Origin of the sequence: Enterobacter dykesii, from assembly GCF_008364625.2 — a bacterium.
Classification (GTDB): domain Bacteria; phylum Pseudomonadota; class Gammaproteobacteria; order Enterobacterales; family Enterobacteriaceae; genus Enterobacter; species Enterobacter dykesii.
On sequence record NZ_CP126604.1, the window covers coordinates 2,448,106 to 2,473,792 of the forward strand.

General features: G+C 54.7%; 24 protein-coding genes. 9 read left to right on the top strand and 15 right to left on the bottom strand.

The features are described 5' to 3' along the window. Window positions 1-10: 10 nt before the first annotated feature. The 13 genes from pgmB to pspA form a co-directional block, all read right to left on the bottom strand. A complete protein-coding gene (gene pgmB, locus F0320_RS11745) occupies window positions 11-679 on the bottom strand; it encodes a beta-phosphoglucomutase (protein ID WP_126328700.1) in 669 nt (222 codons plus the stop codon). Beyond that, the gene (locus tag F0320_RS11750; RefSeq protein ID WP_126328701.1) at window positions 669-2,948 is read right to left on the bottom strand and encodes a glycoside hydrolase family 65 protein; all 2,280 of its coding nucleotides are present in this window, start codon (window positions 2,946-2,948) and stop codon (window positions 669-671) included. The genes pgmB and F0320_RS11750 overlap by 11 nt, the downstream gene beginning before the upstream one ends. Next, window positions 2,942-4,000 carry a Gfo/Idh/MocA family protein gene (locus F0320_RS11755; protein WP_126328702.1) on the bottom strand — a complete coding sequence of 353 codons (1,059 nt, stop codon included), beginning with the start codon at window positions 3,998-4,000 and terminating at the stop codon, window positions 2,942-2,944. The genes F0320_RS11750 and F0320_RS11755 overlap by 7 nt, the downstream gene beginning before the upstream one ends. Before the next feature lie 11 nt (window positions 4,001-4,011). After that, window positions 4,012-4,800, bottom strand: coding sequence for a sugar phosphate isomerase/epimerase family protein (locus tag F0320_RS11760; RefSeq protein WP_126328703.1), 789 nt, complete (start codon window positions 4,798-4,800; stop codon window positions 4,012-4,014). A gap of 17 nt (window positions 4,801-4,817) precedes the next feature. Next, window positions 4,818-5,870: a zinc-dependent alcohol dehydrogenase gene (locus tag F0320_RS11765; RefSeq protein WP_126328704.1), complete on the bottom strand. Its 1,053-nt coding sequence runs from the start codon at window positions 5,868-5,870 to the stop codon at window positions 4,818-4,820. A gap of 28 nt (window positions 5,871-5,898) precedes the next feature. Then, window positions 5,899-6,741, bottom strand: a complete 843-nt coding sequence (locus F0320_RS11770) for a carbohydrate ABC transporter permease (RefSeq protein ID WP_047651096.1) — start codon at window positions 6,739-6,741, stop codon at window positions 5,899-5,901. After that, window positions 6,728-7,609: a carbohydrate ABC transporter permease gene (locus F0320_RS11775; RefSeq protein ID WP_126328705.1), complete on the bottom strand. Its 882-nt coding sequence runs from the start codon at window positions 7,607-7,609 to the stop codon at window positions 6,728-6,730. Before F0320_RS11775 ends, F0320_RS11770 begins: the two co-directional genes overlap by 14 nt. A 22-nt stretch (window positions 7,610-7,631) precedes the next feature. Next, window positions 7,632-8,924, bottom strand: a complete 1,293-nt coding sequence (locus F0320_RS11780) for an ABC transporter substrate-binding protein (protein WP_126328706.1) — start codon at window positions 8,922-8,924, stop codon at window positions 7,632-7,634. Window positions 8,925-8,938: 14 nt separating this feature from the next. Next, a complete protein-coding gene (locus F0320_RS11785) occupies window positions 8,939-10,636 on the bottom strand; it encodes a sugar phosphorylase (RefSeq protein ID WP_126328707.1) in 1,698 nt (565 codons plus the stop codon). Between the two features lie 197 nt (window positions 10,637-10,833). Next, entirely contained in the window at window positions 10,834-11,058 is a 225-nt protein-coding gene (pspD, locus tag F0320_RS11790; RefSeq protein WP_023312043.1) for a phage shock protein PspD, read from the bottom strand. Window positions 11,059-11,070: 12 nt separating this feature from the next. Continuing rightward, window positions 11,071-11,430 carry an envelope stress response membrane protein PspC gene (gene pspC / locus F0320_RS11795; protein ID WP_047651099.1) on the bottom strand — a complete coding sequence of 120 codons (360 nt, stop codon included), beginning with the start codon at window positions 11,428-11,430 and terminating at the stop codon, window positions 11,071-11,073. Further along, window positions 11,430-11,654, bottom strand: a complete 225-nt coding sequence (gene pspB, locus F0320_RS11800; RefSeq protein ID WP_023312045.1) for an envelope stress response membrane protein PspB — start codon at window positions 11,652-11,654, stop codon at window positions 11,430-11,432. Before pspB ends, pspC begins: the two co-directional genes overlap by 1 nt. A gap of 49 nt (window positions 11,655-11,703) precedes the next feature. After that, window positions 11,704-12,372, bottom strand: a complete 669-nt coding sequence (pspA, locus tag F0320_RS11805; protein ID WP_033145729.1) for a phage shock protein PspA — start codon at window positions 12,370-12,372, stop codon at window positions 11,704-11,706. A gap of 166 nt (window positions 12,373-12,538) precedes the next feature. Here pspA and pspF point away from each other — a divergent pair, with 166 nt between their 5' ends. The 7 genes from pspF to F0320_RS11840 all read left to right on the top strand — a co-directional run bounded on the left by pspF (window position 12,539) and on the right by F0320_RS11840 (window position 19,987). Beyond that, window positions 12,539-13,516 (top strand): phage shock protein operon transcriptional activator, encoded by a 978-nt coding sequence (pspF, locus tag F0320_RS11810; RefSeq protein ID WP_047651101.1) that lies wholly within the window; start codon window positions 12,539-12,541, stop codon window positions 13,514-13,516. A gap of 88 nt (window positions 13,517-13,604) precedes the next feature. Further along, window positions 13,605-15,245, top strand: coding sequence for an ABC transporter substrate-binding protein SapA (gene sapA, locus F0320_RS11815; RefSeq protein ID WP_126328708.1), 1,641 nt, complete (start codon window positions 13,605-13,607; stop codon window positions 15,243-15,245). Continuing rightward, window positions 15,242-16,207: a putrescine export ABC transporter permease SapB gene (gene sapB / locus F0320_RS11820; protein ID WP_047651103.1), complete on the top strand. Its 966-nt coding sequence runs from the start codon at window positions 15,242-15,244 to the stop codon at window positions 16,205-16,207. The genes sapA and sapB overlap by 4 nt, the downstream gene beginning before the upstream one ends. Next, window positions 16,194-17,084: a putrescine export ABC transporter permease SapC gene (gene sapC / locus F0320_RS11825; RefSeq protein WP_032656751.1), complete on the top strand. Its 891-nt coding sequence runs from the start codon at window positions 16,194-16,196 to the stop codon at window positions 17,082-17,084. The genes sapB and sapC overlap by 14 nt, the downstream gene beginning before the upstream one ends. Then, window positions 17,084-18,076, top strand: a complete 993-nt coding sequence (gene sapD, locus F0320_RS11830) for a putrescine export ABC transporter ATP-binding protein SapD (RefSeq protein ID WP_008501228.1) — start codon at window positions 17,084-17,086, stop codon at window positions 18,074-18,076. The genes sapC and sapD overlap by 1 nt, the downstream gene beginning before the upstream one ends. Window position 18,077: 1 nt before the next feature. Beyond that, on the top strand, window positions 18,078-18,884 hold the full coding sequence (gene sapF / locus F0320_RS11835; protein ID WP_023312051.1) for a putrescine export ABC transporter ATP-binding protein SapF: 807 nt from the start codon (window positions 18,078-18,080) through the stop codon (window positions 18,882-18,884). A gap of 161 nt (window positions 18,885-19,045) precedes the next feature. Then, window positions 19,046-19,987, top strand: coding sequence for an ATP-grasp fold amidoligase family protein (locus tag F0320_RS11840; protein WP_126328709.1), 942 nt, complete (start codon window positions 19,046-19,048; stop codon window positions 19,985-19,987). On the opposite strand, the gene F0320_RS11845 is transcribed toward F0320_RS11840, so the two are convergent. Beyond that, a complete protein-coding gene (locus F0320_RS11845) occupies window positions 19,968-21,032 on the bottom strand; it encodes an ATP-binding protein (protein WP_149323786.1) in 1,065 nt (354 codons plus the stop codon). The genes F0320_RS11840 and F0320_RS11845 overlap by 20 nt on opposite strands. Then, on the bottom strand, window positions 21,029-21,733 hold the full coding sequence (locus tag F0320_RS11850; RefSeq protein ID WP_047651105.1) for a response regulator: 705 nt from the start codon (window positions 21,731-21,733) through the stop codon (window positions 21,029-21,031). Before F0320_RS11850 ends, F0320_RS11845 begins: the two co-directional genes overlap by 4 nt. 271 nt (window positions 21,734-22,004) lie before the next feature. On the opposite strand from F0320_RS11850, the gene F0320_RS11855 reads away from it, so the two are divergent. Together F0320_RS11855 and F0320_RS11860 are read left to right on the top strand one after the other, a co-directional pair. Beyond that, a complete protein-coding gene (locus F0320_RS11855) occupies window positions 22,005-22,391 on the top strand; it encodes a transporter (protein WP_185807235.1) in 387 nt (128 codons plus the stop codon). A gap of 95 nt (window positions 22,392-22,486) precedes the next feature. Then, window positions 22,487-25,582 (top strand): multidrug efflux RND transporter permease subunit, encoded by a 3,096-nt coding sequence (locus F0320_RS11860; protein WP_126328712.1) that lies wholly within the window; start codon window positions 22,487-22,489, stop codon window positions 25,580-25,582. Window positions 25,583-25,687 lie beyond the last annotated feature (105 nt).

Genomic DNA, 25,687 nt, shown 5'->3' on the forward strand with positions numbered 1-25,687 from the left:
TGTTAATTCCTTAGCAATACGTCCGGGATGCCCAAAACTCGGTCAGGCATTTCCAGGTCAGTTCCCGCGTTGAATGAAGTTGTAAACCCGCATGGTTCAGGCCACATCCAATCCCAACCGATAGCATTCCCGCCGCGTTGATCGCCTCAACGCCTGCAGGTGCATCTTCGATACCTATAGCCGCGTCAGGACGCACATTCAGGCCTGCACAGGCGGCGAGGAAGATCTCCGGGTCTGGCTTTGAGCGGCAAATACGGGAAGCATCGGCGCAAAAATCGAAGGCCTGATGAATGCCCAGCGCGTGCAGAATCCCCGGGGCATTCAGGGAAACGGAGGCGAGCCCAATTTTGACCTTCGCCGCACGGATATCCGCCAGCACGTCGCGAATACCGGTAAGCAGTGAATCCTCCGTCAGCGACGCCAGAGACTGGACATAGAGCGCGTTTTTCTTGGTCGCCAGCGCAAGGCGCTGCTCATCGCTAAACGTCCCCTCTTTCCCGCCATGCTTCAGGATGCGCTGAAGGGAATCCATGCGGCTAATGCCCTTCAGCTGTTCGTTAAACGCTTCGTCGAAGGTGATGCCGATTTCATCCGCCACTGCACGCCAGGCCAGAAAATGGAGGTGGGCGGTATCGGTGATCACACCGTCCAGATCGAATACAACAGCCTTAAGCGTCATGGCGCCCCTCCGTGGTAGCGGTCCCATTAACAGGTGCAAGAAAATCCTTATAAGCGCAAACTGTCCGCCCCGAAACGTGTAGCGTCTTGCCCCACAGCGTCAGCGCGGCAGGTGCCGAAGCTTCAATGGTTAACACCTCGTTTTCATAGGTGAAGTGCAGCGTTGCGTTCCGCCAGCGCAGCGGGAATGCCAGTTTTTGCCAGTGAGCTGGCAGTTTCGGCGCAAGATGCAGCTCCCCTTCTACAATCTGCACACCGGCAAAGCCCTGAATGACGCCGGACCAGATAGCGCCGGTCGCAGCGGCGTGAATTCCGTCATCGCAGCTGTGCGGGTCGTCCCCAAGATCGATGGCGACGCCATCGCGCCAGAAGGCGTAGGCACCTTCGGTGTCACCACAGCGGGCGGTCACAATGCCGTGAATGGCCTTGCTCAGCGACGAATCATGGATCGTGCGGGGCTCGTAGAACGCCAGATTGGCGGCGCACTGCTGCGGGGTAAACCGCTCCGGCAACAGGTAGGTAAGCATCACCACATCAGCCTGCTTAAGGATCTGCATGTCGTTGACTTCCGCGCGGGAATAATCGAGCAGAATGGTCTGCTTCCCTGCTTTTGCTTTATAGCGGCTGAGATCAATGGCGGGTTTCGCCATGAAGGTATCATCCTGCGGGATCACACCGTCTGGATTGGCCTCCGGCAGCCATAAGCGCGTCAGGAACCGTGTCGCTTTCTGCGTAAAACCTTCATCCTCGCGCCCAAACATCGTCACAAACTGGCGAGCGCAGGCAACGTTGTGCCAGGCCAGATAGTTGGTATAAGCGTTGTTGTTCACATGCTCGGTATATTCGTCCGGTCCGATGACGTCATGGATTTCGAGGCGACCATTGATTTCCGTTGCGCGGCCCATCCAGAACGCGGCGGTTTCCATCAGCAGCGTCAGGCCTTCGTTTCGCATAAAGGCATCATCGTGCGTCGCCTGCCAGTAAGCGACGACGGCCCAGGCAATGTCCGCCACGATGTGGTGTTCCGCCAGCGCGGAGGCCACCTTCTGGCGCGTGCCGGTTCGGATGTTGATAGCCGCGAACTCTGGCGTCTCTTCCAGGCCGCTGGCGGCGCTTTCCCATGGGAACAACGCGCCGGGCCAGCCGTTGCGTCGAGCTTTTTCCCGCGCCCCGGCCAGGTTGAGCCAACGATAGCGCAGCAGGCTACGGGCGGTTTGGGGGCGAGTGAAGAGATGGAAAGGCAGCAGGAAAACTTCGGTATCCCAGAAGACGTGGCCTTTATACCCCTCTCCCGTCAGCCCTTTGGCGGCGATACTGCTTCGCTCATCATGGGCTGGCGTCATGGTCGTCAAATGCCAGACGGCGTAATCCAGCGCCATCTGATCCTGATGTTCCGTAGAGTCCACCTCCACCCGAGCGTCACGCCAGACCTCTTGCCAGGCACACCCCGAACTCTCAATCAACGCGTCGTAGCCTCTTGCCGAACAGACTTTAAGATCGGCCAGCGCGTTGCGGGCGAAAGACGCCTGCGACAGAGCTTTATCACTGCGATGTGCCACCCAGACGATTTTTTCAAGCGTGACAGTGTCACCCTTAGCAATCGTCAGCGAATGATGAACGCTGAGACGACGATTTTTGGCGGTGAAACAGCTGTCGCTCTTCGCTGAGAGCCGACAATACGCTGAAACAATAATCTCAGACGCGCGGTCCTGCGTTTCATATACGCCCTGCATATATTGCTGGTCGAACACTCTGACCGACACTTCATCCAGGTGCTGTCTGCCGCTGTTCGTTTGCGTTGCGTCAATGCCGGTTTTCAGCACGGCCTGCGTGGCAGCATCGAGCGGTGTAATAGAAAGCTGCATGGCTACTAAGGGCAACTGGTCCATCGACACGAAACGACGGCTCTCCAGACGATAGCGTTTCCCGTCAGGCGAGCGCCAGACGACGCTGCGACGAAGCTCGCCATTAGCAAACGCCAGCTCGCGCTGCCACTCGAGGATTTCGCCTGACAGTAGCGTGAAATTGACGCCATCCAGCTCAACATCGATACCGATGATATCCGGCAGATTGATCAGCTCAGTGGTCTCGTTGCGACCGGCACGATGATAGAGGCCCGCAAGATACATGCCTCGGGTTTGCTGGGTGTAATCTTCTTCGTGCGCAGCGCGGACCCCCATGTAGCCATTACCGCAGGCCATGATGGAGGCGTATTTATTCAGGCTGTGTGGACAAAAGCCCGGGTCGGTTAATACAGACACGTTTAGCATAACGTCACGCTTTCCCCTGTTTCTGCTGATTCATACAGCGCGGCGACGAGCTGCTGGATAACCAGCCCCTGCTCCGCATCAGCGATCATGACGGGCTCTCCCTGCACATGCCGTAGGAAGGCATCCATACTGCGCATATGACGCCGATCGTCAGCCTCTTCACGCTGCGTGAGGGTGACTAAAGTACCGGCTTCGTCGTTGTAGATGTGCGCCGGGAACAGCATGGCGCCCGCCTTTTCACCGCAAAATGCGACGTTCATGATGGATTGTTCACGGATATTGAGCGCAAACGACGTGTCCAGACGCAGAATGCCGCCGTTGCAAAATTCAATGGTGCCAAACAGGGCATCTTCAACGGTAAACTGCGTGGGATCCCACTCGCCAAACTGGCCGCTGCTTTTACGATTTCCCAGCCTCTGGAAGCTGTGTGCCGTCACCCGTTTTACCGCCGGGAACCCCAGCACGTACATCGCGGCATCGAGCATATGGATGCCGATATCAATCAGCGGCCCACCGCCCTGAAGCGTTTTGTTGGTAAAGACGCCCCAGCCGGGAACCCCGCAGCGGCGTAGCGCCTGCGCCGTGGTGTAATAAATTTCGCCCAGTTCCCCCTTCATCACAGCCTCACGCAGCAGTTGCGTATCAAGAGCAAAACGATGGTGAAAATCATACGCCAGCACTTTTCCCGCCTTGCGCGCGGCCATGCGCATCCGATCGGCCTCCTGCGGCGTCATGGCAGGCGGTTTTTCACACATCACGTGGCAGCCTGCTTCCAGCGCTGCCGTGACGTGCCCGAAATGGAACCGGTTAGGCGAACAGACGCTCACCACATCCGGCTTAACCGCCTCGAGCATCTCTCGCGTATCCTGCCATACCGAGGAAATACCATGACGTTCCGCAAACGCCCGAGCCTGTTCAGGATGGCTGTCCATGACAGCCACCATCTGAACATCACTGCGCGTGGCGTAATACGAGGCATGCACTTTATCCGCGACCTGCCCGGCGCCAATGATGGCGACGCGCAGAGGCGAAGGTGTAGAAGCACTCATCACGCTCGTCATCCTTAGCATTTACGCAAGTAAGTGAGCGAGTCCCGGTATGCCTTAGCCGGATCCTCGGCGCGAACACGGCACTCATACACCACGTAACCCCGGTAGTTATCCGCACGCAGCCGATCGAAAAGGCTGGCAAAATCGAGGCTGCCGCTGCCCGGCTGGTAGCGGTGGTTATCTGCGATGTGCACATGGCCAACCAGATCGCGGTGCTGATGCAGCGCATCCGTCAGCGAGTCTTCTTCGATGTTCATATGATAGAAATCGCCGATGATCTGCACGTGCTTCAGACCGTTCTCTTCGATATAGCGACGCGCGTCAGCCAGGGTGTTGATCATGTGATCCTGATAGCGGTTCAGCGGCTCCAGGTAGACGGTTGTTCCGGTGCGCGCCGCCACCTCATCCAGCCAGCGCAGGGAGGCGCTTACGGCTTTGCGGTCACCGTCCAGGCTGCGTGGGGAGGTCATTGGCGGCAGACGGAAGGTAAACATTCCCCAGGCAGCAGGCACGATAATGCCCTTGCCGCCCACTTCAGCCAGCGCTTCCAGAATGCGTTCAATCTGCTTTAACCCGTTCAGACGACGTTCTTCGATGAAGTCGCCGATCCAGCCATCGTATCCGCCGCAGGCGGTCGTCACCGGCAGACCGGTGGCCTTAATCGCCGCTTTAACCTCGGCGAGGTTCTCCACCAGCAGCTTGCCGTCAATTTCGTAGCCATCAAAACCCATCGCTTTGATGTACTGGAATTTCTCCATGATATTGACCGGGAAAAAGGCCTGATTTTGTGTTGCGATTTTCATGAGTTGCTTTCCTTAGCTTAAAAAGTGACGCCCATTTTGATGCTCAGTTCCGGATGCTGATCGACATACTTCATGTAGCTTTCCGGGCTAGTGGTGAAGGTGACGACCGGGTCGATGAGATCTTCACAATTCAGATAGCCGTTCATCAGCAGTTCCCAGCAGGTCTCTTCAATACGTTTGCGGTTCCAGCGCGGGTAATCCGGGTTGGGTTCGCTGCAGGCACGGGAGAAGACAATCTTCGCGTTATTGAAATGCGCCTCGCGACCAAGGTTAAAACCTTCCGCGAACGGTTTCGCGAAGGCTACGTAGGAGATGGTGCCGCCATAGGCCAGCCCGCGCAGCGCGGACTGCAGCGCATCTGCAAAGCCGCTGGTTTCGATGATCACATCCGCGCCCTGCCTCCCGGTCAGCTTTTTGATTTCCAGACCGACATCGGCGCCGATTGGGTTCAGACAGTGGTCTGCCCCATGACGACGGGCGATGTCACAGCGGTATTCGATAGGATCGACGCCGATGACAATTGACGCACCGGCTTTTTTGGCCAGCTGGATCGCAATCTGCCCAATCGCACCCAGCCCCACCACAACCACAAAATCGCCGACCCGCACGTTGGCATCACGCACGCCGCTCATGGCGAACTGCGCCGGATCGTAGCAAACGGCGTTTTTCCAGGAGGCACCCTGCGGCATTTTGCGCAGCTTGTAGTTATTCACCGCGTTAACGATCACCGTTTCCTGCAGCGGTGCGTAGCAGCAGACGCTGTCGCCGATCTGGTATTCAGTGACGTCTGCACCACATTCAATAATGTCGCCAACCACCATATTGCCCAGCTGGAACTTACCGAATTCGATCCCGCGGGCCGTCCCCTCTTCACGCGGGGTAAACATCTGCCACTCCGCGTTGAACTCCTCATCGATAAACGGACTGGCGGCGCGGAAATCCACCACTTCGGTACCGTGTTTTGGCGCGCCAAAGCGGGCGCGAATTTTCACTTCATGGACGGCAACCGGACGATCTTCATATTCCACCAGCGCCGCTACACGAGGCGCTGTCGCAACTAATTTTTTCATGACTGACTCCTTGTTAAAATTGGCCGCCTCAGCCCTTCACGCCGCCGGCGGTCAAACCACTTTTAATAAAACGTTCAGACAGGGCGTACATGATGACCACCGGAAGCGCCGTCACCAGCGATGCCGCCATCATGCGACCCCAGATATAATCTGGTGTGCTAAAGAGCGTGTTCAGCCCGACCGGCAAGGTGAAATGGCTGGCGCTGGACAGGAAAATGGACGCAAACAGGTAGTCGTTCCACGCCACCATGAAGCAGTAGACAAACACCGATACAAGCCCGGAAATCGCCAAAGGCACGGTGATGCGAAAGATGATTTGCAGGCGGTTGAGGCCGTCCATCATCGCGGCTTCTTCGATTTCGTCCGGGATGGTGTCGAAATAGCTGCGCAGCATGAACACCGCTGTCGGTAACGTCTGCGTCACCATGGTGATAATTAGCGCCAGCTCGGTGTCGTAGATCCCAAGGGCAGTGATGATTTTGAACAGCGGCACCACCAGCAATATTCCGGAGAACATGTAAACGGTGTAAAAGCTCACGTTGATCGTCGTGCGGCCCTTAAAACGCAGTTTGGACAAGGCGTAAGCCCCCAGCGTGCCGAGAAACACGGCAATCACCGAGGAGGTCAGCGACACCACCATGCTGTTTTTGAAATAGTCCACGAACGGGAAAATCAGCGGGTTAAAGATGTCGACGTAATGCTGCAGCGTCCACGCCTGCGGCAAAATGGTCGGGTTAAGCGATATCGCCTCTTTCGCGCTTTTGAATGACGTCATCAGCATCACGAAGAACGGGAATAGCGTAATGACCAGGAACACCGCCAGACCGAGGTAGAAACCAATACGGCTCAGTACGCGTTTATTTGTTGCCATTGAGGTTTACCCTTTTTCTGGTCAGCAGAATCACCGTGAAGATGATCACGAACAGCACAACGGATATCGCCGCAGCCTTACCCAAATCGTTGAAAGCGAATGCCGTTTTGTAGAGGTAGACGCCCAAAATATCGACCTTGGTCGTCAACAGGTAGACATCCGCAAACATGTAGAACATCCAGATAGTGCGGAGCGTCACCACCGTTGCCAGCACTGGCATAATCGCGGGCAGCGTAACGATTCGAAAACGCTGCCAGGCATTCGCGCCGTCCATTTCCGCCGCTTCATACAGCGACTTATCAATGGTCTGCAAAATCGCGAGGAACGAAATGAACGCGTACGGGAAGTAGCGCCAGATGGCGAACAACACCACCAGCACAAAGCTGCTGCCAGGATTGTCGAACCACAGGGGTGCCTGGTCATACAGATGCAGCAGGTCAACGCCCAGATAGTTCACAATGCCGTAGCCGTTGTTGAACATGTATTTCCACGCAAACACCAGCGAAATGGACGGGGTGACGTAGGACAAAATCACCAGTGAACGTGCCGTTTTCCGCAGACGGAATTCACGGTTAAAGAAGATCGCAACCGCCAGCCCCAACCCCGTGCTGCCGATCACCACCAGCGCGGTGTACCAGAACGTCATCCACAGCGAGTGCCAGAACGCAGCATCCCCCAGGATGCGGATGTAGTTATCCAGCCCGACGAACACCGCATCAATACGCGGGTTGAGCGGCAGACGTAAGAAACTGATTTCAATATTGGAAATCATTGGCCAGGCCACCAGGCCCCCCAGCAAAATCAGGCTGGGGGCCAACAGCAGCATGGCGAAAGGCATATCTGAACGACCAGAAAACAACGTCTTCATAATTTCCTTCCGCAGAGCGCTCCTATCGTTGTGAAATCAGATCGGTCAGACGCTTCTGGCTGTTACTAAGCGTGTTGCTGAGATCTTTTTTCCCCACCGTGACGTTATGCACCATGGAACTGATGATGCCGGACCCGGTAACATCGCCCATGCGCGTGAAGTTTTTGTCCCCCACCGCACCAAACACCTGCACATTCGGGAACTGCGCAATCAGTTCGTAAGGCAGTTGCCCAAACGCTTTAATCACATCGTTGTTTTTCCAGGTATCGGTGCCCACCACCAGCTTGTTCACCGGCAGTGCCGCGCCGGGCGACATCATGACCCAGTCGGTTGCGTTTTGAGCCTGCTCCATCCAGGTCACAAACTTTTCAGCCGCCTGAGTCTCATCTTCGGCTTGACCGGTGGTAATCGTCAGCGACGTGACCATGCCGTAAACAGCAGAAGAGGTTTCTGTTGGGACGACGAAGCCCAGGTTTGCAGGGTTTCCGTCCTGGAATACCGCCGGCAGGATGTAGGTGGAGTAAACTGCCATCGGCGCAGAACCGTTCATGAAGGCATCTTTGATCTCCATGACGTCGTTTGAACCCGGCATGGTGGTCGCGGCCAGTTCTTTGTAAAACGCCAGGGCTTTTGCCATATCAGGGGTATCGATGTCGACGTTCCCTTTGGCATCAAAAACGTTCGCGCCGCCGGAAAGCGCAAACTGGGAGAATGCCTGCTCCGTCATCACGCTTTCCGCGGTGGGCAGCGCAATGCCGTAACGTTTTTTGGCCGGGTCGTTAAGACTCTGGCTGGCTTTCAGCAGCTGCGCCCAGTTATGCGGCTCCTGAATACCCGCCGCAGCCAGCGCATCTTTGTGATACCAGACGCCCGATAGCCAGGCGCTGACTGGCACCCCCGTCCAGGCAGAACCGTCTTCCGTACGAACCACGCGCAAGATGCCGTCATAGAAGGTATCCTTGCCTACCGCGTTAATGGCTTCGGCGATGGCTTTGCGATCCAGCAGCTGTTCCTTGTCCATAACTTTCGCGTAGTCATGGCTGACTTCAATCACCTCTGGCAGCGCGCCCGTTCTGGCGAGCGTAATAACCTTGGTGTTGTAAGCATCCTCTTCTACCGGCACCTGTTTCACCGTGATGCCGGGGTTCTCTTTCTCGAACTTTTCGATAAGCTTCGTGATAACCGCCTGGCGCTCCTGCTCAACTGACGAGTGCATAAACTCAATGGTGACAGCTGACTTTTTGTCGTCCTTGCACCCTGATAACAAGGCGCACGAAACCAGTGCTGATATCAGCACAATTCTGGGCATTTTCATTTTTAAGGTCCTTTTTAGTTTTCTTTAATCCACAACACCTGCCATGGATATAGGGTCAGCGTTTTATCCGTAATATCTTTCCCGGAAATCAACTCCGTTCCGGAATGAATATCGGATTCCACCGTTTGAATGCCGTCACTGAAATTAAACAGCGCCGTTACTTTCTTACCACAATCCGCCACGCGAACGATTTTTAAAACATGTTCACCTGGCGCACTGAAATAAGCCTCGCTGTCAGGATGGAATGCCTTTTCCGCCCGACGCAGCGCAATTAACTGGCTTAACGAGCGATAGACCTGAGAGCGTAGGCTATTTTTATCTTCAAGCTCGCCATCAATTTGTCCTGCAGTGTATTTCTCACGATTAATCGCACGGTTGTATCCCAGGCGTTCAACACCTGCATAATCATTACGCGAGCCAAGAATGCTCTGGATATAAACCGCGGGCACGCCGGGGAAGCTTAAAAGGACGGCATGCGCCAGAATAAACCGGGCAATCCGTTGGCTATCAAGACTGTCACGCGGACTTAAAGCATCCAGATAGGTCACATTAATTTCATAAGGACTGCGTGTGCCATCCGGGTTATTTTTCCAGTTAACCAACGCGCCTTCAGCCTGAAGTTTTTCCACAAGCGAGAGGATTTCCGACTCGGGTAAAATTCCGCGTAATGGATTCAGACCAATCCCGTCATGCGAGGCCAGGAAGTTAAACCAGGTGGTTTTCGTGGAAGGCAACGTCAGCGACGCTGCCCACTGGCTCAGCGTCCGGACGTCCTGAGAATGTACCGCATGCAGCACCAGCGGAGGCAAAGAGAACTGATAAACCATCTGCGCTTCATTTTCACCGTCACCAAAGTAAGCAACGTTATCTTTATGCGGAACGTTCGTCTCGGTAATAATCACCGTTCCAGGGGCGACAGCCTCGGTAATGGCGCGGAAAAGCTGGATGAGCTGATGGGTTTGCTCAAGGTGGATGCAGTTTGTTCCGGGTATTTTCCACATGAAGCCCACCGCATCCAGACGAATGTATCGCGCCCCTTCAATCAGGTAATGCAGCAGCACGTCGACCATCGCGATCAGCACCTGCGGAGAGGCGAAATTGAGATCGACCTGGTCCTCGCTGAAGGTGGTCCACAGGTGTCGCACGCTGCCATCATGCAGCGTGAAAGGCGTAAGAAGCGGTAAGGCACGCGGACGCGTCACCGCGGATAAGTCTGTTTCAGGATCGACAGAAATAAAGAAATCTTCATATCCTGGCATTTGCTTCAGGTAATTAGCGAACCATTTGCTTTTGGCCGACATATGGTTGCATACGAAATCGAACATTAAACTGGCTGACTGTTTTAATTCGAAAACGTCTCGCCACGTTCCGGTTTTCGGTGCAACCTCATGATAATCGATAACAGAAAATCCGTCGTCCGAAGACCATGGATAAAAAGGCAAGAGATGGACATGAGAAAAAGAGTGAGCAAGCCATCTGTTATAAAAACGTGTAAAAACCGGTAGCGCCTTCTCCCCTTTCGCTGAAAACTGATCGGCATAGGTGATCAGGACAACGTCTTTTTCATCCCAACCCGTTTTACGTTTTTCCGTAATAACAGAAGCGGCATTTCCAATATTTTCCAGCAGCACATTAAGATGGGCGTCAGAAAACGTTCCCCCGTAAACAAGATTAATGATTTCTTTAATTTTTGGATTCATTTCATTTCCCATGGTAGCGGTCCCACGGAGTGGCAATCTACTCCCATGAAAAATATCTGTCAACGGACCAGGAAAGAGAAAAAGGTGATTGCAAAGCAGCTCGGCGCAATATTGTGAGCTGCCGCAAAGAAAGAACGGGGAAAAGAGGAAATGCGGTTATCCGTCGCCAGTCCCTCCCCCGTCAGGGAAAGGGCTAACGCCAGCAGGAATTATTGGGATAAGTAGCGGCGAGAAAGCCGTTTTGCCACCTTTTGCAGCAGCGGTTCGAGCGCCACGGCCAGCACCATTCTGACCGGTTTGCGGGCAACGGATTTAATTGCCCAACCCGCCACACCTGCCGGGCCGAACCGTAACGCGGTCAGCAGGACCAGTTTACCTGCGATTTTCAGGCCGGGTTTTACCTTCTGACCGGCCTGTTGCCAGTGTTGTTTCATCTCATCTCTCTCTTAAAGCTGACGAAAGCGACTTCTCAGCGTAAAGGTATCCGACGTGACATAGCGTTCCATTTCCCGTAGCCGCTTCTCACCGGCGGCGAGTTGCTCATCAACGGCATTGAGAAGATCGCTGCTGGTCGGGGCTCCCTCCGCTGCCAGTTCTCCGTCCGGCATTGGGTCAAGGACAAACGACAGGACGATGTATGCCACCAGGGTAATAAACGCCAGGCCAAAGAAGATCGATAGCACCGCGACCACGCGGACCAGTTTTACCGGAACATCAAGATAGTGAGCCAGCCCGGCACAAACGCCGCGCACCATGCCCTGCTGTGGAATTCGCCACAGCTTTTTGTTCAGATTCAGTCCAGACATTAACGGTCCCTCCAGTTTGGATGCTCAGCATCCAGGATGGCTTCCAGCGCCTGAATGCGCTCGCGCATTTTGTTCGCCTCGTCGGAAAGCTGCACCAGACGCTGTTGTTCACTCTGGGAGAGTTCGCCCCGAGAAGAACGGTTGCTGTAGTGCAGCCATAGCCAAATCGGCAAAACGAACAGCACGAAAATTGTCAGGGGAATGGCCAGAAAAAGCGCGCTCATGTGTACTCCTTGTCTTATGAGGCGGCACGCTCAGGTGCCGCAGGAATTATTATTGGTTGTCTTGCTTCATTTTGGCTTTCAGTGCCGCCAGCTGCTCGCTGATTTCATCATCAGCCTTCAGATCGGCGAACTGCTGATCCAGCGACTTCTGCTTGCCGATGCCGTGGCTTTCGGCTTCCGCTTCCATGTGGTCGATACGACGTTCAAACGATTCAAAACGCGCCATCGCTTCATCAAGCTTACCGCTGTCCAGCTGACGACGCACGTCGCGGGAAGAGCTTGCCGCCTGGTGACGCAGGGTCAGCGCCTGCTGACGCGCGCGGGTTTCGTTAAGTTTATTTTCAAGCTCACCAATCTCTTTCTTCATACGGGTGAGCGTGTCATCCACCAGCGTGACTTCATGCTCGAGCGTCGCGACCATATCGGCCAGCTTCTGTTTTTCGATCAGCGCCGCACGGGCCAGATCCTCTTTGTCTTTACGCAGCGCCAGTTCCGCTTTTTCCTGCCATTCGTTCAGCTGAGCGGTTGCCTGTTCAATACGACGCGTAAGCTGTTTTTTCTCCGCCAGCGCGCGGGCGGAGGTTGAACGCACTTCAACCAGCGTGTCTTCCATCTCCTGAATCATCAGACGTACCAGCTTCTGCGGATCTTCCGCTTTCTCAAGCAGTGAGTTGATATTGGCGTTCACGATGTCGGCAAAACGAGAAAAAATACCCATAATCAAATCCTCATAGTTCTGTTATCGGGCTATGCCCTGCTGTACTGATAATACAAACATCGTGCCAAGTTTTTATCTTATTGATTTTACTGATCATGATTGATTTTTACGCGATGAAGAACTATTCTTCCCTGGTGAATATCGCTAAGGAGTGGTTAATTTCATCATGCCCGGATACAAAGACAATTTACTCGGCGAAGCAAACAGCTTTCTCGAAGTGCTGGAACAGGTCTCTCGCCTCGCGCCGCTCAATAAACCGGTGCTGATCATCGGTGAACGCGGAACGGGGAAAGAGCTGATAGCCAACCGTCTGCATTACCTCTCCGGGCGCTGGGATGGCCCCTTCATTTCCCTTAACTGCGCGGCGCTGAATGAAAACCTGCTCGACACCGAGCTCTTCGGCCATGAAGCGGGCGCGTTTACCGGTGCCCAGAAACGCCATCCCGGACGCTTTGAGCGCGCTGACGGCGGTACGCTGTTTCTGGATGAGCTGGCCACCGCGCCCATGCTGGTGCAGGAAAAACTGCTGCGCGTGATTGAGTACGGCGAGCTGGAGCGCGTCGGCGGTAGCCAGCCGCTGCAGGTTAATGTGCGCCTGGTGTGCGCCACGAACGCCAACCTGCCGGAGATGGTGGCGGAGGAGAAATTCCGTGCCGACCTGCTTGACCGCCTGGCCTTTGACGTCGTTCAGCTTCCTCCCCTGCGCGAGCGCAGAAGCGACATCATGCTGCTGGCAGATCAGTTTGCGATTCAGATGTGCCGCGAGCTCGGCCTGCCGCTGTTCCCAGGCTTCAGCGATTATGCGCAGGAGACGCTGCTGGCTTACCACTGGCCGGGAAATATCCGCGAACTGAAAAACGTCGTGGAGCGTTCCGTCTATCGCCACGGCAGCAGCGAGACGGAGCTGGACAACATCATTATCGATCCTTTTCAGCGCAGCGCAGCGCCACTGTCCGCACCAGCGTCTTCAGGCGATGTTCCTACTCTCCCCCTTGATTTACGCCAGTTTCAAAACGATCAGGAGAAACAGCTGCTGGAGCAAAGCCTGAAGACGGCGAAATATAATCAGAAACGGGCGGCTGAACTGCTTGGTCTGACCTACCATCAATTGAGGGCATTGCTCAAAAAGCATCAAATGCGCTGACAATATCAGCACTTACCTGCAGACATTTTTACGAAGCAGGCGTAAGTGCGATACACTTTGCAGATCGAACCTAAAAACCTTAAAAATTATGCGTCTGGTTTTATCGTCCTTTTTTGCACTTGGTCTGTTTAGCAGCCAGGCCTTTGCCGCGCCCGGGCAAACTCCCCAGCCTGACATTCGTGACAGCGGCTTTGTCTATTGCGTAAGCGGCCAGGTGGATACCTTCAACCCGCAAAAAGCGGGCAGCGGCCTGATCGTGGATACCCTGGCCGCGCAGCTTTACGACCGTCTGCTTGATGTTGACCCATACACCTACCGTCTGGTGCCTGAGCTGGCGGAAAGCTGGGAAGTGTTGGATAACGGCGCAACCTACCGTTTTCACCTGCGCGATGACGTCGCGTTTCAACGCACGCCGTGGTTTACCCCCACGCGCAAGCTGAATGCGGATGACGTGGTCTTCACCTTCCAGCGCATCTTTAACCGCAACCATCCGTGGCATAACGTTAACGGCAGCAACTTCCCCTATTTCGACAGCCTGCAGTTTGCCGACACCGTCAAAAGCGTGCGCAAGCTGGATAACCGGACGGTTGAATTTACGCTGACGCGCCCGGATGCCTCCTTCCTCTGGCACCTGGCGACCCACTATGCGTCGGTCATGTCCGCTGAATACGCGGCGAACCTGACGAAAAAAGATCGCCAGGAGTTACTCGATCGTCAGCCGGTCGGCACCGGTCCGTTCCAGCTGGCCGAATACCGCGCCGGGCAGTATATTCGCCTGCAGCGCCATGAGCATTTCTGGCGCGGCACCCCGCTGATGCCGCAGGTGGTAGTGGATCTCGGCTCTGGCGGGACAGGACGTCTGTCAAAACTGCTCACGGGTGAATGCGACGTGCTCGCCTGGCCCGCGGCCAGCCAGCTCACCATTTTGCGCGACGATCCGCGCCTGCGGCTGACGTTACGTCCCGGAATGAATATCGCTTATCTCGCCTTTAACACGGATAAGCCGCCGTTGAATAACCCTGCCGTACGTCACGCTCTGGCGCTGGCGATTAACAACCAGCGTTTGATGCAGTCGATCTACTACGGCACGGCGGAAACCGCCGCCTCAATTTTACCGCGCGCCTCGTGGGCCTATGACGGTGAAGCTAAAATTACGGAATACAATCCGGCAAAAGCACGTGAACAGCTGAAGGCGCTGGGGGCGGAAAACCTCACGCTGCAGCTTTGGGTGCCAACCAGCTCTCAGGCGTGGAACCCGAGCCCGCTCAAGACCGCCGAACTGCTGCAGGCAGATATGGCGCAGGTGGGCGTCAAAGTGATCATCGTACCGGTTGAGGGCCGTTTCCAGGAGGCGCGCCTGATGGACATGAATCATGATTTAACCCTGACCGGCTGGGCGACCGACAGTAACGATCCGGACAGTTTCTTCCGGCCGCTACTGAGCTGTGCGGCGATAAATTCGCAGACCAACTACGCCCACTGGTGTAACCGGGAGTTTGACGCCGTGCTGCAAAAAGCGCTGGCTTCCCAGCAGCTGGCCTCACGAATCGACGCCTATGATGAAGCGCAGAAGATCCTTGCCCAGGAACTGCCGGTGCTGCCGCTGGCCTCTTCCCTGCGTCTTCAGGCCTATCGTTATGATATTAAAGGTCTGGTGCTGAGTCCGTTCGGCAACGCCTCGTTCGCCGGCGTGTCGCGTGAAAAAGAACAAGAGGTGAAAAAACCATGATTATTTTTACCTTACGTCGGCTCCTTTTGCTGCTGGTGACGCTCTTTTTCCTGAACTTTGTCGGCTTCAGCCTGAGCTATTTCACGCCCCACGCCCCGCTCCAGGGGTCGTCGCTGTGGGATGCCTGGCTGTTCTGGTTTAACGGGCTGCTGCACTGGGATTTCGGCGTGTCCAGCATTAACGGCCAGCTGATTTCCGAGCAGTTGAAAGAGGTTTTCCCGGCCACGATGGAGCTGTGCATTCTGGCCTTCGGCTTTGCCCTGATGGTCGGTATCCCGGTGGGTATGCTGGCCGGGATCTATCGCAACAAATGGCAGGATAAGTTTATCAGCGCCCTCGCCCTGTTAGGCTTCTCCATCCCGGTATTCTGGCTGGCGCTGCTGCTGACGCTGTTCTTCTCGCTGACGATGGGCTGGCTGCCGGTTTCGGGTCGCTTTGACCTGCTCTATACGGTTAAAACGGTGACGGGTTTTGCCATCATCGACGCGTGGCTGTCCGATTCGGTGTGGCGCCATGAGATGATCGTCAGCGCCGTGCGCCATATGGTATTGCCGGTGCTGACGCTGGCGGTTGCGCCAACAACCGAAGTGATCCGCCTGATGCGCCTGAGCACCATTGAGGTATTTGACCAGAACTACGTCAAAGCCGCCGCCACGCGCGGGTTGTCCCGCCTGACCATACTGCGCCGCAACGTCCTGCACAACGCGCTGCCGCCGGTTATTCCGCGTCTGGGGTTACAGTTTTCCACCATGCTGACGCTGGCCATGATCACCGAGATGGTCTTTAGCTGGCCTGGCCTGGGACGATGGCTGATTAACGCCATCCGCCAGCAGGACTACGCCGCGATTTCTGCGGGCGTGATGGTGATTGGTTCGCTGGTGATTATTGTTAACGTGTTGTCCGATATTCTGGGTGCCATGGCTAACCCATTGAAGCATAAGGAATGGTATGCCTTACGATAGCGTATACAGTGAAAAGCGCACGCCTGGCGTGCTGCGTACCGTGTGGCGTAAATTCTATGGTGACACCACGGCGATGATCGGCCTTTACGGCTGCGCCGGCCTGGTGTTGCTTTGCGTCTTTGGCTCGTGGTTTGCGCCGTACGGCATCGACCAGCAGTTCCTTGGCTATCAGCTGCTGCCGCCGTCCTGGTCGCGCTACGGTGAAGTCTCTTTCTTCCTGGGAACGGACGACCTCGGACGTGACGTGTTGAGCCGCCTGCTGAGCGGTGCAGCCCCGACGGTGGGCGGCGCATTTGTGGTAACGCTCGCGGCAACGATCTGCGGGCTGGCGCTCGGTATTTTTGCGGGATCCACCCATGGCCTGCGTTCGGCGGTCCTTAACCACATTCTGGATACGCTGCTGTCGATTCCATCCCTGCTGCTGGCGATCATCGTTGTTGCCTTTGCCGGTCCGCACCTGTCGCATGCCATGTTCGCCGTCTGGCTGGCTATCCTGCCCCGCATCGTGCGCTCGGTTTACAGCATGGTGCATGATGAATTGGAAAAAGAGTACGTCGTTGCCGCGCGTCTGGACGGCGCGACAACCTTTAACATTCTGTGGTTTGCCGTGCTGCCCAACATCGCCGCCGGGCTGGTCACCGAGATCACCCGCGCTCTGTCGATGGCGATCCTGGACATCGCGGCGCTCGGCTTTCTCGACCTCGGTGCACAACTGCCGTCGCCCGAATGGGGTGCGATGCTCGGCGACGCGCTGGAGTTGATCTACGTGGCACCGTGGACGGTCATGCTGCCGGGGGCGGCCATTATGGTGAGCGTGCTGCTTATCAACCTGCTGGGCGACGGTATTCGCCGTGCAATTAACGCGGGGGTGCAATAATGCCGCTTCTTGATATTCGCAACCTCACCATCGAATTCAAAACCGGTGAAGGCTGGGTTAAAGCCGTCGATCGCATCAGCATCACCCTTGCGGAGGGTGAAATACGCGGGCTGGTGGGGGAATCCGGCTCGGGAAAAAGCCTGATTGCCAAAGCTATCTGCGGCGTGGCGAAAGACAACTGGCGCGTGACGGCAGACCGTATGCGTTTTGACGATATCGATCTGCTGCGCCTTTCCCCCCGCGAGCGGCGTAAGCTGGTCGGGCATAACGTCTCAATGATTTTCCAGGAGCCGCAGTCCTGTCTCGACCCGTCCGAACGCGTGGGTAAACAGCTCATGCAGAACATCCCCGGCTGGACCTACAAAGGCCGCTGGTGGCAACGCGTTGGCTGGCGCAAGCGTCGTGCCATCGAGCTTTTACACCGCGTCGGGATCAAAGATCACAAAGATGCGATGCGCAGCTTCCCCTATGAGCTGACCGACGGCGAATGTCAGAAAGTGATGATTGCCATCGCGCTGGCAAATCAGCCGCGTTTGCTGATTGCGGATGAACCGACGAACGCGATGGAACCCACCACGCAGGCGCAAATCTTCCGCCTGCTGTCGCGTCTCAACCAGAATAACAACACCACCATTTTGCTGATCAGCCATGACCTGCAAATGCTCAGCAAATGGGCGGATAAAATTGACGTCATGTACTGCGGGCAAACGGTCGAAACCGCGCCGAGTGAAGACCTGATCACCGCGCCGCACCACCCGTATACGCAGGCGCTAATCCGCGCTATTCCGGATTTTGGCAGCGCGATGCCGCATAAAAGCCGCCTGAATACCCTGCCGGGGGCGATTCCGCTGCTGGAATCCCTGCCGATAGGCTGTCGTCTGGGGCCGCGGTGCCCCTACGCTCAGCGTAAATGTATCGAGACGCCACGCCTGACCGGGGCCAAAAATCATCTATACGCCTGTCATTTCCCGCTGAACATGGAGAGAGAGTGAAATGGTCGAAACCTTACTGGAAGTCCGCAACCTGAGTAAGACCTTTCGCTACCGCACGGGGCTGTTTCATCGTCAAACTGTCGACGCGGTGAAGCCGCTGAGCTTTACGCTGCGTGAAAAACAGACTCTGGCGATCATCGGCGAGAACGGTTCCGGGAAATCCACCCTGGCGAAAATGCTCGCCGGCATGGTTGAACCGACTGCAGGCGAAGTGTTGATTGACGATCATCCTCTGACGTTCGGCGATTACTCTTTCCGCAGCCAGCGCATCCGCATGATCTTCCAGGATCCGTCTACCTCGCTTAACCCGCGCCAGCGCATTTCGCAGATCCTCGATTTTCCGCTGCGTCTGAACACAGACCTGGAGCCGGAGGCGCGCCGTAAGCGCGTATTTGAAACCCTGCGTATGGTTGGGCTGTTACCGGATCACGAAAGCTACTACCCGCATATGCTGGCCCCCGGCCAGAAACAGCGCCTGGGACTGGCGCGCGCGTTGATTTTGCGGCCAAAAGTGATCATTGCGGATGAAGCGCTTGCCTCGCTGGATATGTCGATGCGCTCGCAGCTGATTAACCTGATGCTGGAATTGCAGGAAAAACAGGGGATCTCGTATATCTACGTCACCCAACATCTGGGAATGATGAAGCACATCAGCGATCAGGTGATGGTCATGCACCAGGGCGAAGTTGTCGAGCGCGGCAGTACGGCGGATGTGATGGCCTCCCCGCTGCATGAGCTGACAAAACGGCTGATTGCCGGTCATTTCGGTGAAGCATTGACCGCCGATGCGTGGAGAAAGGACCGCTAAGCGCGACGCTCAACACAAATCACCCCACTAAAATAAGGATTAAATAGCCTGCGTGCGCTATTTAATCCTTTAATTTTTCGTCTCCATCCCTGCTCCATATTTTAAGCAATATCAATCAACAGTTCTTCTCCAGAATATCCGGACATTACGGAGGAGAAGAAATGAACACCGCCACTTACGTTCTAAAATACACAGAGTATCTCATTAGAAAATGCCGTTCATTTTTAATGACGGACCTGCACTTTCATACCGTGAGGCTTAAGAGAACATCCGGTAAAACCCCTGACATTAACTCGCCCACGACGTTGAGTGAAAAAATATGTCATCGCCTGATCTATGACCATAATAACTTCTACACAATGCTTGCCGATAAACTCGCCGTTCGGGCATACGTTTCCTCCAGAACAACGCGCGTGAAAACGGTGCCATTAATTGGCGTTTATACCCGGCCGTCGCAGATTGATTTTTCAGTTCTTCCTGATAAATTCGTCCTTAAGTGCAACCATGACAGCGGCAGCACAATAATATGTACAAACAAAGCGCAATTTAATGAAAAAGAAGCGTGTAAAAAGCTGAGCCTCGCGTTAAAGAAAAATCTTTACTACACGACGCGCGAATGGCAGTACAAAAACATTACGCCGAGTATACTTTGCGAGCCGTTCGTCGATCTCTTCGATGATGTTGACAGAAATACAACGCCCGAAATGCTGAGGATCCATTGCTTTCACGGCGTAGCACACTATGTTGAAGCGGATTTTACGGATGATAACGGCAAAGGGTTTATCAACGTTTATGACAGGCACTGGAACTTACAACCCTTCCGGATGGAATATCCGAATACTTCAGCAACGCCTGGCGAACCGCTCTTGTTCCGTCAGGCACTATTGGCCTCCCAGGAGCTGGCGCATGGAATTGACTACTGCCGCGTTGACCTTATGCTAAAAAAAGATGAAATCTATTTCAGCGAAATAACCTTAAGCCCAAGACGCGGTAAACTGACGATTACCCCGCAGGAATGGGATGCTAAGTTAGGAAAAATATGGCATTTATCGCCGGCAGGCAGATTTGACCTGCCGCTTAAGCTCACGAGTCGGGCCAGGTGAGCTTAAATATCGAGTGGTTTTGCGTCGATAAGGTATAGGTAACATCGCCACCATGAGCCAGCATGATGGCTTTTACCACCGACAAGCCCAAACCACAGCCTTCCGGGTTCACATGTCTGGCGCCATTATCGCGCTGAAAGGGCTGAAACAGGAAATCATGAAACTCTCTGGGGATGCCCGGTCCCCCGTCCTGAATAAGGATATAATTGCCTTTATCAGAAACGCCATTTTTCACGATGAGCATCCGCGAGGTTGAATAGTGTAAGGCATTATCAAATAAAACGGTCAGGCACTGATTGATGCGTAATGGATCGAATACGCATTGCTGCTCCCTCAGGTCTGCATTGACGGTAAACGCCTTACGGCTGAACTCGGGCATGAACGTATCGAGTGCGTTCTGTATTGTCCCTTTGAGATCCGTTCGGGACGGATATAACGTATATCCCGCCCCGCCGTCCGAGCTGATAACCCGCAGATCTTCAATCAGACGGGTTAACCCTTCCGTCTGTTTGAGAAGATTATTAAACAGCACCGGGTCCGGGATGAAAACGCCGTCAACCAACCCCTGAAGCCGTCCGCGTAGAATCGTGACCGGGGTTCTCAGCTCATGCGCAATAGCGGCATTCCAGGATTTCCTCTGAATATCCAGCGTCTGTAATTTTTCCGCCATTTCATTGAAATCCGTCACCAGGTGATTGATTTCACCCAGCCGGGAACTGGTGCAGAATGCCCGGGCGTCCAGATCGCCCTGAGAAATCTTTTTCAGGCTGGACGCTACCGCGTTTAGCGGGGTGAGTATTCGCGATGAAAGTTTGACCGTGAAAAAGAGAGCGATAATCAGACTGATCGTTGTCGCGGTCCCAATCCATACCCAGTCCCACATCGTCATCTGCTCGTCATCGCCCGCAGCAGCGCCGCCCGGGAGATGATCCAGAATAAAGGAGTAAAAAAACCAGGAGCCGAGTATGGCGATGGCAATGATCGTAAACGTCAGCAACAGCATATACGTTAAGATTTGACGACTCAGGACAGACTCTTTGTTCATTTCTTTTCCCCAAGCCGGTAACCCATGCCTCTGATGCTCTCGGGAACACCGTAAAGGCCTGCAAGCTCCAGTTTTTTACGCAACTTGCTCATATGGCTGTCGACCGTTCTGTCGAGCGTATCCCCTTCCGGCAGACACGCGTTGAGTAGCTCTTCGCGGGAGCAGACCTTTCGCGGGTATCTCACCAGGTACGTGAGCAATTTAAATTCGGTCGTCGTTAATACCGGGGAGACAACCTCTGCTCCCACGGTGACTTCCACGTAGAAGTCATCCGGATAGACCGTAATAAACGGCGTTCTGAGCGGCTGGGAACCTGCCTGCTGAAGCGCGGGTTTTGTCCTGCGCAGCACCGCCTCAACCCGGGCGACAACTTCAGAAGGGTTGAAGGGTTTGATCACGTAATCATCCGCGCCCAGCCTCAGCCCCATGAGCTTATCGACATCCTGATCGAGAGCGGAAACCATGATGACGGGGACAACGCTTTCCTGACGAAGCGTCGTAAGTACGCTCCAGCCGTCACATACGGGCAGGTGAATGTCCAGCAATATGAGATCCGGTTTATGGAGACGATTGAGCGCTATGGCCTGTTCGCCCTGTCTGGCTCGGAGCGTTTTCATTCCCGAACGCTCTAAGTAGCTCATCAGTATATCGGCGATTTCGTCTTCATCTTCAACAACAAGGATCAGCGTATTTTTGTTCATATTATCTCCGCGGGTGAAATCCCTTTAAGCACGCTATCAGATATCTTTAGCACAATAAGACACAGCCTCCGGGAAAAAGTGCCGTAGTCACGAAAATTTCCCCGCTGATTTAAATTCCCGGTTATTTCTCCACACAGCCTACACATTCCGTCAATAAAGACTCGACAATGCGCGTTCAAAATCGCTATTGGGGCATAACCCGTTGTGCATTGCGCGCTGCAAATTACCACTGTTTCTTAAAGATTTTATGAAGTTGGCTGAAATAATGAACATGGAACTTTCTAAATATTTCTCTCCTAAAAAGCTGGGCATATATTCCCTGTTCCTGCTGCTGTCGTGGGGATTACTTTATACCTGGCTGGTACTGGTACACAAAATGGATGAAAAAGTCGCCTCGACGCTGCTCTCTTCACCCATTATTTATGGCTGCATCGCATTGTCGGTGGTCTCTCTGATCATCCAAAATAAAGCCGGCGCGTTGACTGAACTGCTTGTCATCGCCTTCTGGCTAATAGTTATTTTTGTTTATCTCATTATTACGTTCACCGTGCTGTTAAACACAATGCCCGATATTGAGGATCTGCTCTTTTACTACGAGTGTTATTTGGTCATTTTTTTTGGCGGAGCGCCGCTGTACCTGATTATGAGAATGATTTGAGCCCTTGCTCCACACGTTCTCCACAAACCGCCCATTTCCGCTAAACAGGTGCGCGGTAGACTTTCTACCTCACTCTTTTGCACAAAAATAACCCAATGCCTCATTTTTTTATTGAACGCCCCGTTTTTGCCTGGGTAGTGGCGCTGTTTATCGTCCTGACGGGTCTCCTGTCTATTCCCCGTTTACCGGTTGCGCAGTATCCGGCGGTGGCACCGCCGGGAATCATTATTTCCGTCAGTTACCCGGGGGCCAGCCCCGATATCATGAATACGTCGGTGGTGTCGTTAATAGAGCGCGAAATCTCTGGCGTCGATAACTTGCTCTATTTCGAATCCTCCAGTGACACAACCGGTTCGGCATCGATTACCGTCACGTTTAAACCGGGTACGGACATCAAGCTGGCGCAGATGGATCTGCAGAATCAGATTAAGATCGTCGAGCCTCGTCTACCTCAGGCGGTAAGGCAAAACGGCATTAACGTCGAGGCCGCTAATTCTGGATTTTTAATGATGGTGGGGCTGAAGTCCGCGACGGGTCAATTTGAGGAAGCCGATTTAAGCGACTATTTTGCCAGAAACGTCAGTGACGAGCTTCGTCGCGTGCCCGGCGTAGGGAAAGTTCAGCTGTTTGGCGGCGAAAAAGCGCTGCGCATCTGGTTGGATCCCATGAAGCTCCACGGCTACGGGCTTTCGGTAAGCGATGTTCTTACCGCCGTTGACCAGCAAAATGCCCGTGTTTCGCCCGGTAAAACGGGAGATGAGCCAGCGTCTGCAGGACAAGGGGTAACGTATCCCATCACCGTGAAGGGACAGCTCTCCTCGGTAGAGGCGTTCAGCAATATCACCCTGAAATCTGACGCATCCGGCGCCCGCCTGAAATTGTCCGACATTGCGCGGGTTGAATCTGGCCTGCAAAGCTACGCCTTTGGTATCCGTGAAAATGGCGTGCCCGCAACGGCGGCGGCAATCCAGCTCTCGCCTGGCGCCAATGCGATGAGTACGGCTTCCGGCGTACGGGCGCGCATCGACGAGCTTTCCCGGGTGTTACCTGAAGGAATGGCGTTTACGGTTCCCTTCGATACCGCGCCGTTTGTGAAACTTTCTATCATGAAGGTTGTTCAGACATTTGTAGAAGCGATGGTTCTGGTCTTCCTGGTTATGCTGCTGTTTCTGCACAAGATACGCTGCACGCTTATCCCGGCGATTGTTGCTCCCGTCGCACTGCTTGGCACCTTCACGGTGATGTTACTGAGCGGCTACTCCATCAATATTCTGACGATGTTCGGCATGGTGCTGGCGATAGGGATTATCGTTGATGATGCCATCGTGGTCGTTGAAAACGTTGAACGGCTGATGGAGGAAAAATGCCTCTCCCCGCGTGACGCCACGCGGCAAGCCATGCAGGAAATCACCCCGGCGATTATAGGCATCACGCTGGTGCTTACCGCCGTCTTTATCCCCATGGGGTTTGCGGAAGGATCCGTCGGGATTATCTACCGACAATTTTGTATTTCCATGGCGGTTTCCATACTGCTGTCCGCGTTTCTTGCCCTGACGCTGACGCCGGCCCTGTGCGCAACGTTACTCAAGCCGCATAAGGCAGAAAAGAGCGGAGGCGGAAGGTTCGCAGTCGGGTTTAACGCGCGCTTCCGTTCGCTCACCGCCTGTTATGAAGCCGGGCTGGGTGCCGTTCTGAAGCGAACCGGGCGTATGCTGCTCCTGTACGCTGCGCTTTGTGCTGCGCTGTTTCTGGGATTGTCTTCGTTACCGTCGTCTTTTCTGCCGGACGAAGATCAGGGCTACTTTATGTCCTCCATCCAGCTGCCTTCTGATGCCACGATGCAGCGTACCCTCAACGTGGTTAAAAAATTTGAAGAGGAAAGTGCGGCCCGGCCGGATATTGAAAGCAACATTATGATCCTGGGGTTTGGATTTTCAGGTTCAGGACCAAATTCGGCTATGGCCTTCACTACGCTGAAAGACTGGAAAGATCGGCAGGGCTCGACGGCCCAGAACGAAGCCGACCATATACAGGCCAGCATGGCGAACGTCTCTGATGCCGTCACGATGAGCCTGCTCCCGCCAGCCATTTCGGATATGGGCACCTCGTCGGGCTTCACCTGGTACGTGCAGGACAGAGCGGGACAGGGCTACGAGGCGTTAAAGCGCGCTGCCGACGCGCTGGTCCTGCAGGCCAACCAGCGCCCTGAACTGAGTGACGTGTATATAGACGGGCTTCCGGAAGGAACAAGCCTTGCGCTCCAGGTGGACAGAGAAAAGGCGGAAGCGATGGGCGTCTCATTTGATGAAATCAACCAGACGCTCTCCGTCACCCTGGGCTCAAATTACGTCAATGACTATACGAATAACGGCCGCGTTCAGCAGGTGATTATTCAGGCCGATGCGCCATACCGAATGCAGCCTGAGCAGATACTGGCATTATCAGTGAAAAACCGGATGGGACAGATGGTGCCGGTATCAACGTTTGCCACGCTTTCCTGGAACGTTGCGCCGCAGCAGCTGACGCGTTATCAGGGATATTCGGCTATTCGCATTACCGGAAATGCGGCGCCGGGAGCATCCAGCGGCACCGCAATGAAGGTTATGGAGAGTTTGTCCAGAGATTTACCTCAGGGCATGGCTGGCGAGTGGGCCGGGAGTTCATTGCAGGAGAGAAAATCGGAATCTCAGCTTCCGGGCCTTATCGTCCTGTCGATACTGGTCGTGTTTATGGTGCTGGCCGCCCTGTATGAGAGCTGGTCTATTCCATTTGCGGTCATGCTGGTCGTTCCGCTGGGTCTTATCGGCGCGGTGATCGCGGTGTCCGCCGCCGGCATGACGAATGACGTTTTCTTCAAGGTTGGCCTGATTACGCTTATCGGCCTATCGGCCAAGAACGCCATTCTGATTGTTGAATTTGCGAGGCAGCTCCATCGCCAGGGGCAGCCCCTGCTGGCGGCAACCGTTCATGCCGCCGGCCAGCGCCTGCGCCCCATTCTGATGACCTCGTTAGCCTTCACCTTAGGGGTTGTTCCGTTGATGCTGGCCAATGGTGCGAGCGACAGTACGCAACATGCCATCGGTACCGGCGTATTTGGCGGCATGATTAGCGGTACGCTTCTCGCCATTTTCTTCGTGCCGGTTTTCTTTATCGTCATCGCGCGCTTCATCGACAACCTCAGGAAAGCGTGAATCCCCGTGCGGGATCGCGCTTCCTCGCTGGTTGGATGAGGTGAACCTGTTGCCGGGTGATATACTGGACGAATGCTGAAATTTTGAGCCCCCGCGAGTCCGCGG

Bases quoted from the DNA above. Each gene is read 5' to 3' on its own strand.
- pgmB (WP_126328700.1), bottom strand. From the start codon at position 679: ATGACGCTTAAGGCTGTTGTATTCGATCTGGACGGTGTGATCACCGAT.
- F0320_RS11750 (WP_126328701.1), bottom strand. From the start codon at position 2,948: ATGCTAAACGTGTCTGTATTAACCGACCCGGGCTTTTGTCCACACAGC.
- F0320_RS11760 (WP_126328703.1), bottom strand. From the start codon at position 4,800: ATGAAAATCGCAACACAAAATCAGGCCTTTTTCCCGGTCAATATCATG.
- F0320_RS11765 (WP_126328704.1), bottom strand. From the start codon at position 5,870: ATGAAAAAATTAGTTGCGACAGCGCCTCGTGTAGCGGCGCTGGTGGAA.
- F0320_RS11770 (WP_047651096.1), bottom strand. From the start codon at position 6,741: ATGGCAACAAATAAACGCGTACTGAGCCGTATTGGTTTCTACCTCGGT.
- F0320_RS11775 (WP_126328705.1), bottom strand. From the start codon at position 7,609: ATGAAGACGTTGTTTTCTGGTCGTTCAGATATGCCTTTCGCCATGCTG.
- F0320_RS11780 (WP_126328706.1), bottom strand. From the start codon at position 8,924: ATGAAAATGCCCAGAATTGTGCTGATATCAGCACTGGTTTCGTGCGCC.
- F0320_RS11785 (WP_126328707.1), bottom strand. From the start codon at position 10,636: ATGGGAAATGAAATGAATCCAAAAATTAAAGAAATCATTAATCTTGTT.
- pspD (WP_023312043.1), bottom strand. From the start codon at position 11,058: ATGAAACAACACTGGCAACAGGCCGGTCAGAAGGTAAAACCCGGCCTG.
- pspC (WP_047651099.1), bottom strand. From the start codon at position 11,430: ATGTCTGGACTGAATCTGAACAAAAAGCTGTGGCGAATTCCACAGCAG.
- pspB (WP_023312045.1), bottom strand. From the start codon at position 11,654: ATGAGCGCGCTTTTTCTGGCCATTCCCCTGACAATTTTCGTGCTGTTC.
- pspA (WP_033145729.1), bottom strand. From the start codon at position 12,372: ATGGGTATTTTTTCTCGTTTTGCCGACATCGTGAACGCCAATATCAAC.
- pspF (WP_047651101.1), top strand. From the start codon at position 12,539: ATGCCCGGATACAAAGACAATTTACTCGGCGAAGCAAACAGCTTTCTC.
- sapA (WP_126328708.1), top strand. From the start codon at position 13,605: ATGCGTCTGGTTTTATCGTCCTTTTTTGCACTTGGTCTGTTTAGCAGC.
- sapB (WP_047651103.1), top strand. From the start codon at position 15,242: ATGATTATTTTTACCTTACGTCGGCTCCTTTTGCTGCTGGTGACGCTC.
- sapC (WP_032656751.1), top strand. From the start codon at position 16,194: ATGCCTTACGATAGCGTATACAGTGAAAAGCGCACGCCTGGCGTGCTG.
- sapD (WP_008501228.1), top strand. From the start codon at position 17,084: ATGCCGCTTCTTGATATTCGCAACCTCACCATCGAATTCAAAACCGGT.
- sapF (WP_023312051.1), top strand. From the start codon at position 18,078: ATGGTCGAAACCTTACTGGAAGTCCGCAACCTGAGTAAGACCTTTCGC.
- F0320_RS11840 (WP_126328709.1), top strand. From the start codon at position 19,046: ATGAACACCGCCACTTACGTTCTAAAATACACAGAGTATCTCATTAGA.
- F0320_RS11845 (WP_149323786.1), bottom strand. From the start codon at position 21,032: ATGAACAAAGAGTCTGTCCTGAGTCGTCAAATCTTAACGTATATGCTG.
- F0320_RS11850 (WP_047651105.1), bottom strand. From the start codon at position 21,733: ATGAACAAAAATACGCTGATCCTTGTTGTTGAAGATGAAGACGAAATC.
- F0320_RS11855 (WP_185807235.1), top strand. From the start codon at position 22,005: ATGGAACTTTCTAAATATTTCTCTCCTAAAAAGCTGGGCATATATTCC.
- F0320_RS11860 (WP_126328712.1), top strand. From the start codon at position 22,487: ATGCCTCATTTTTTTATTGAACGCCCCGTTTTTGCCTGGGTAGTGGCG.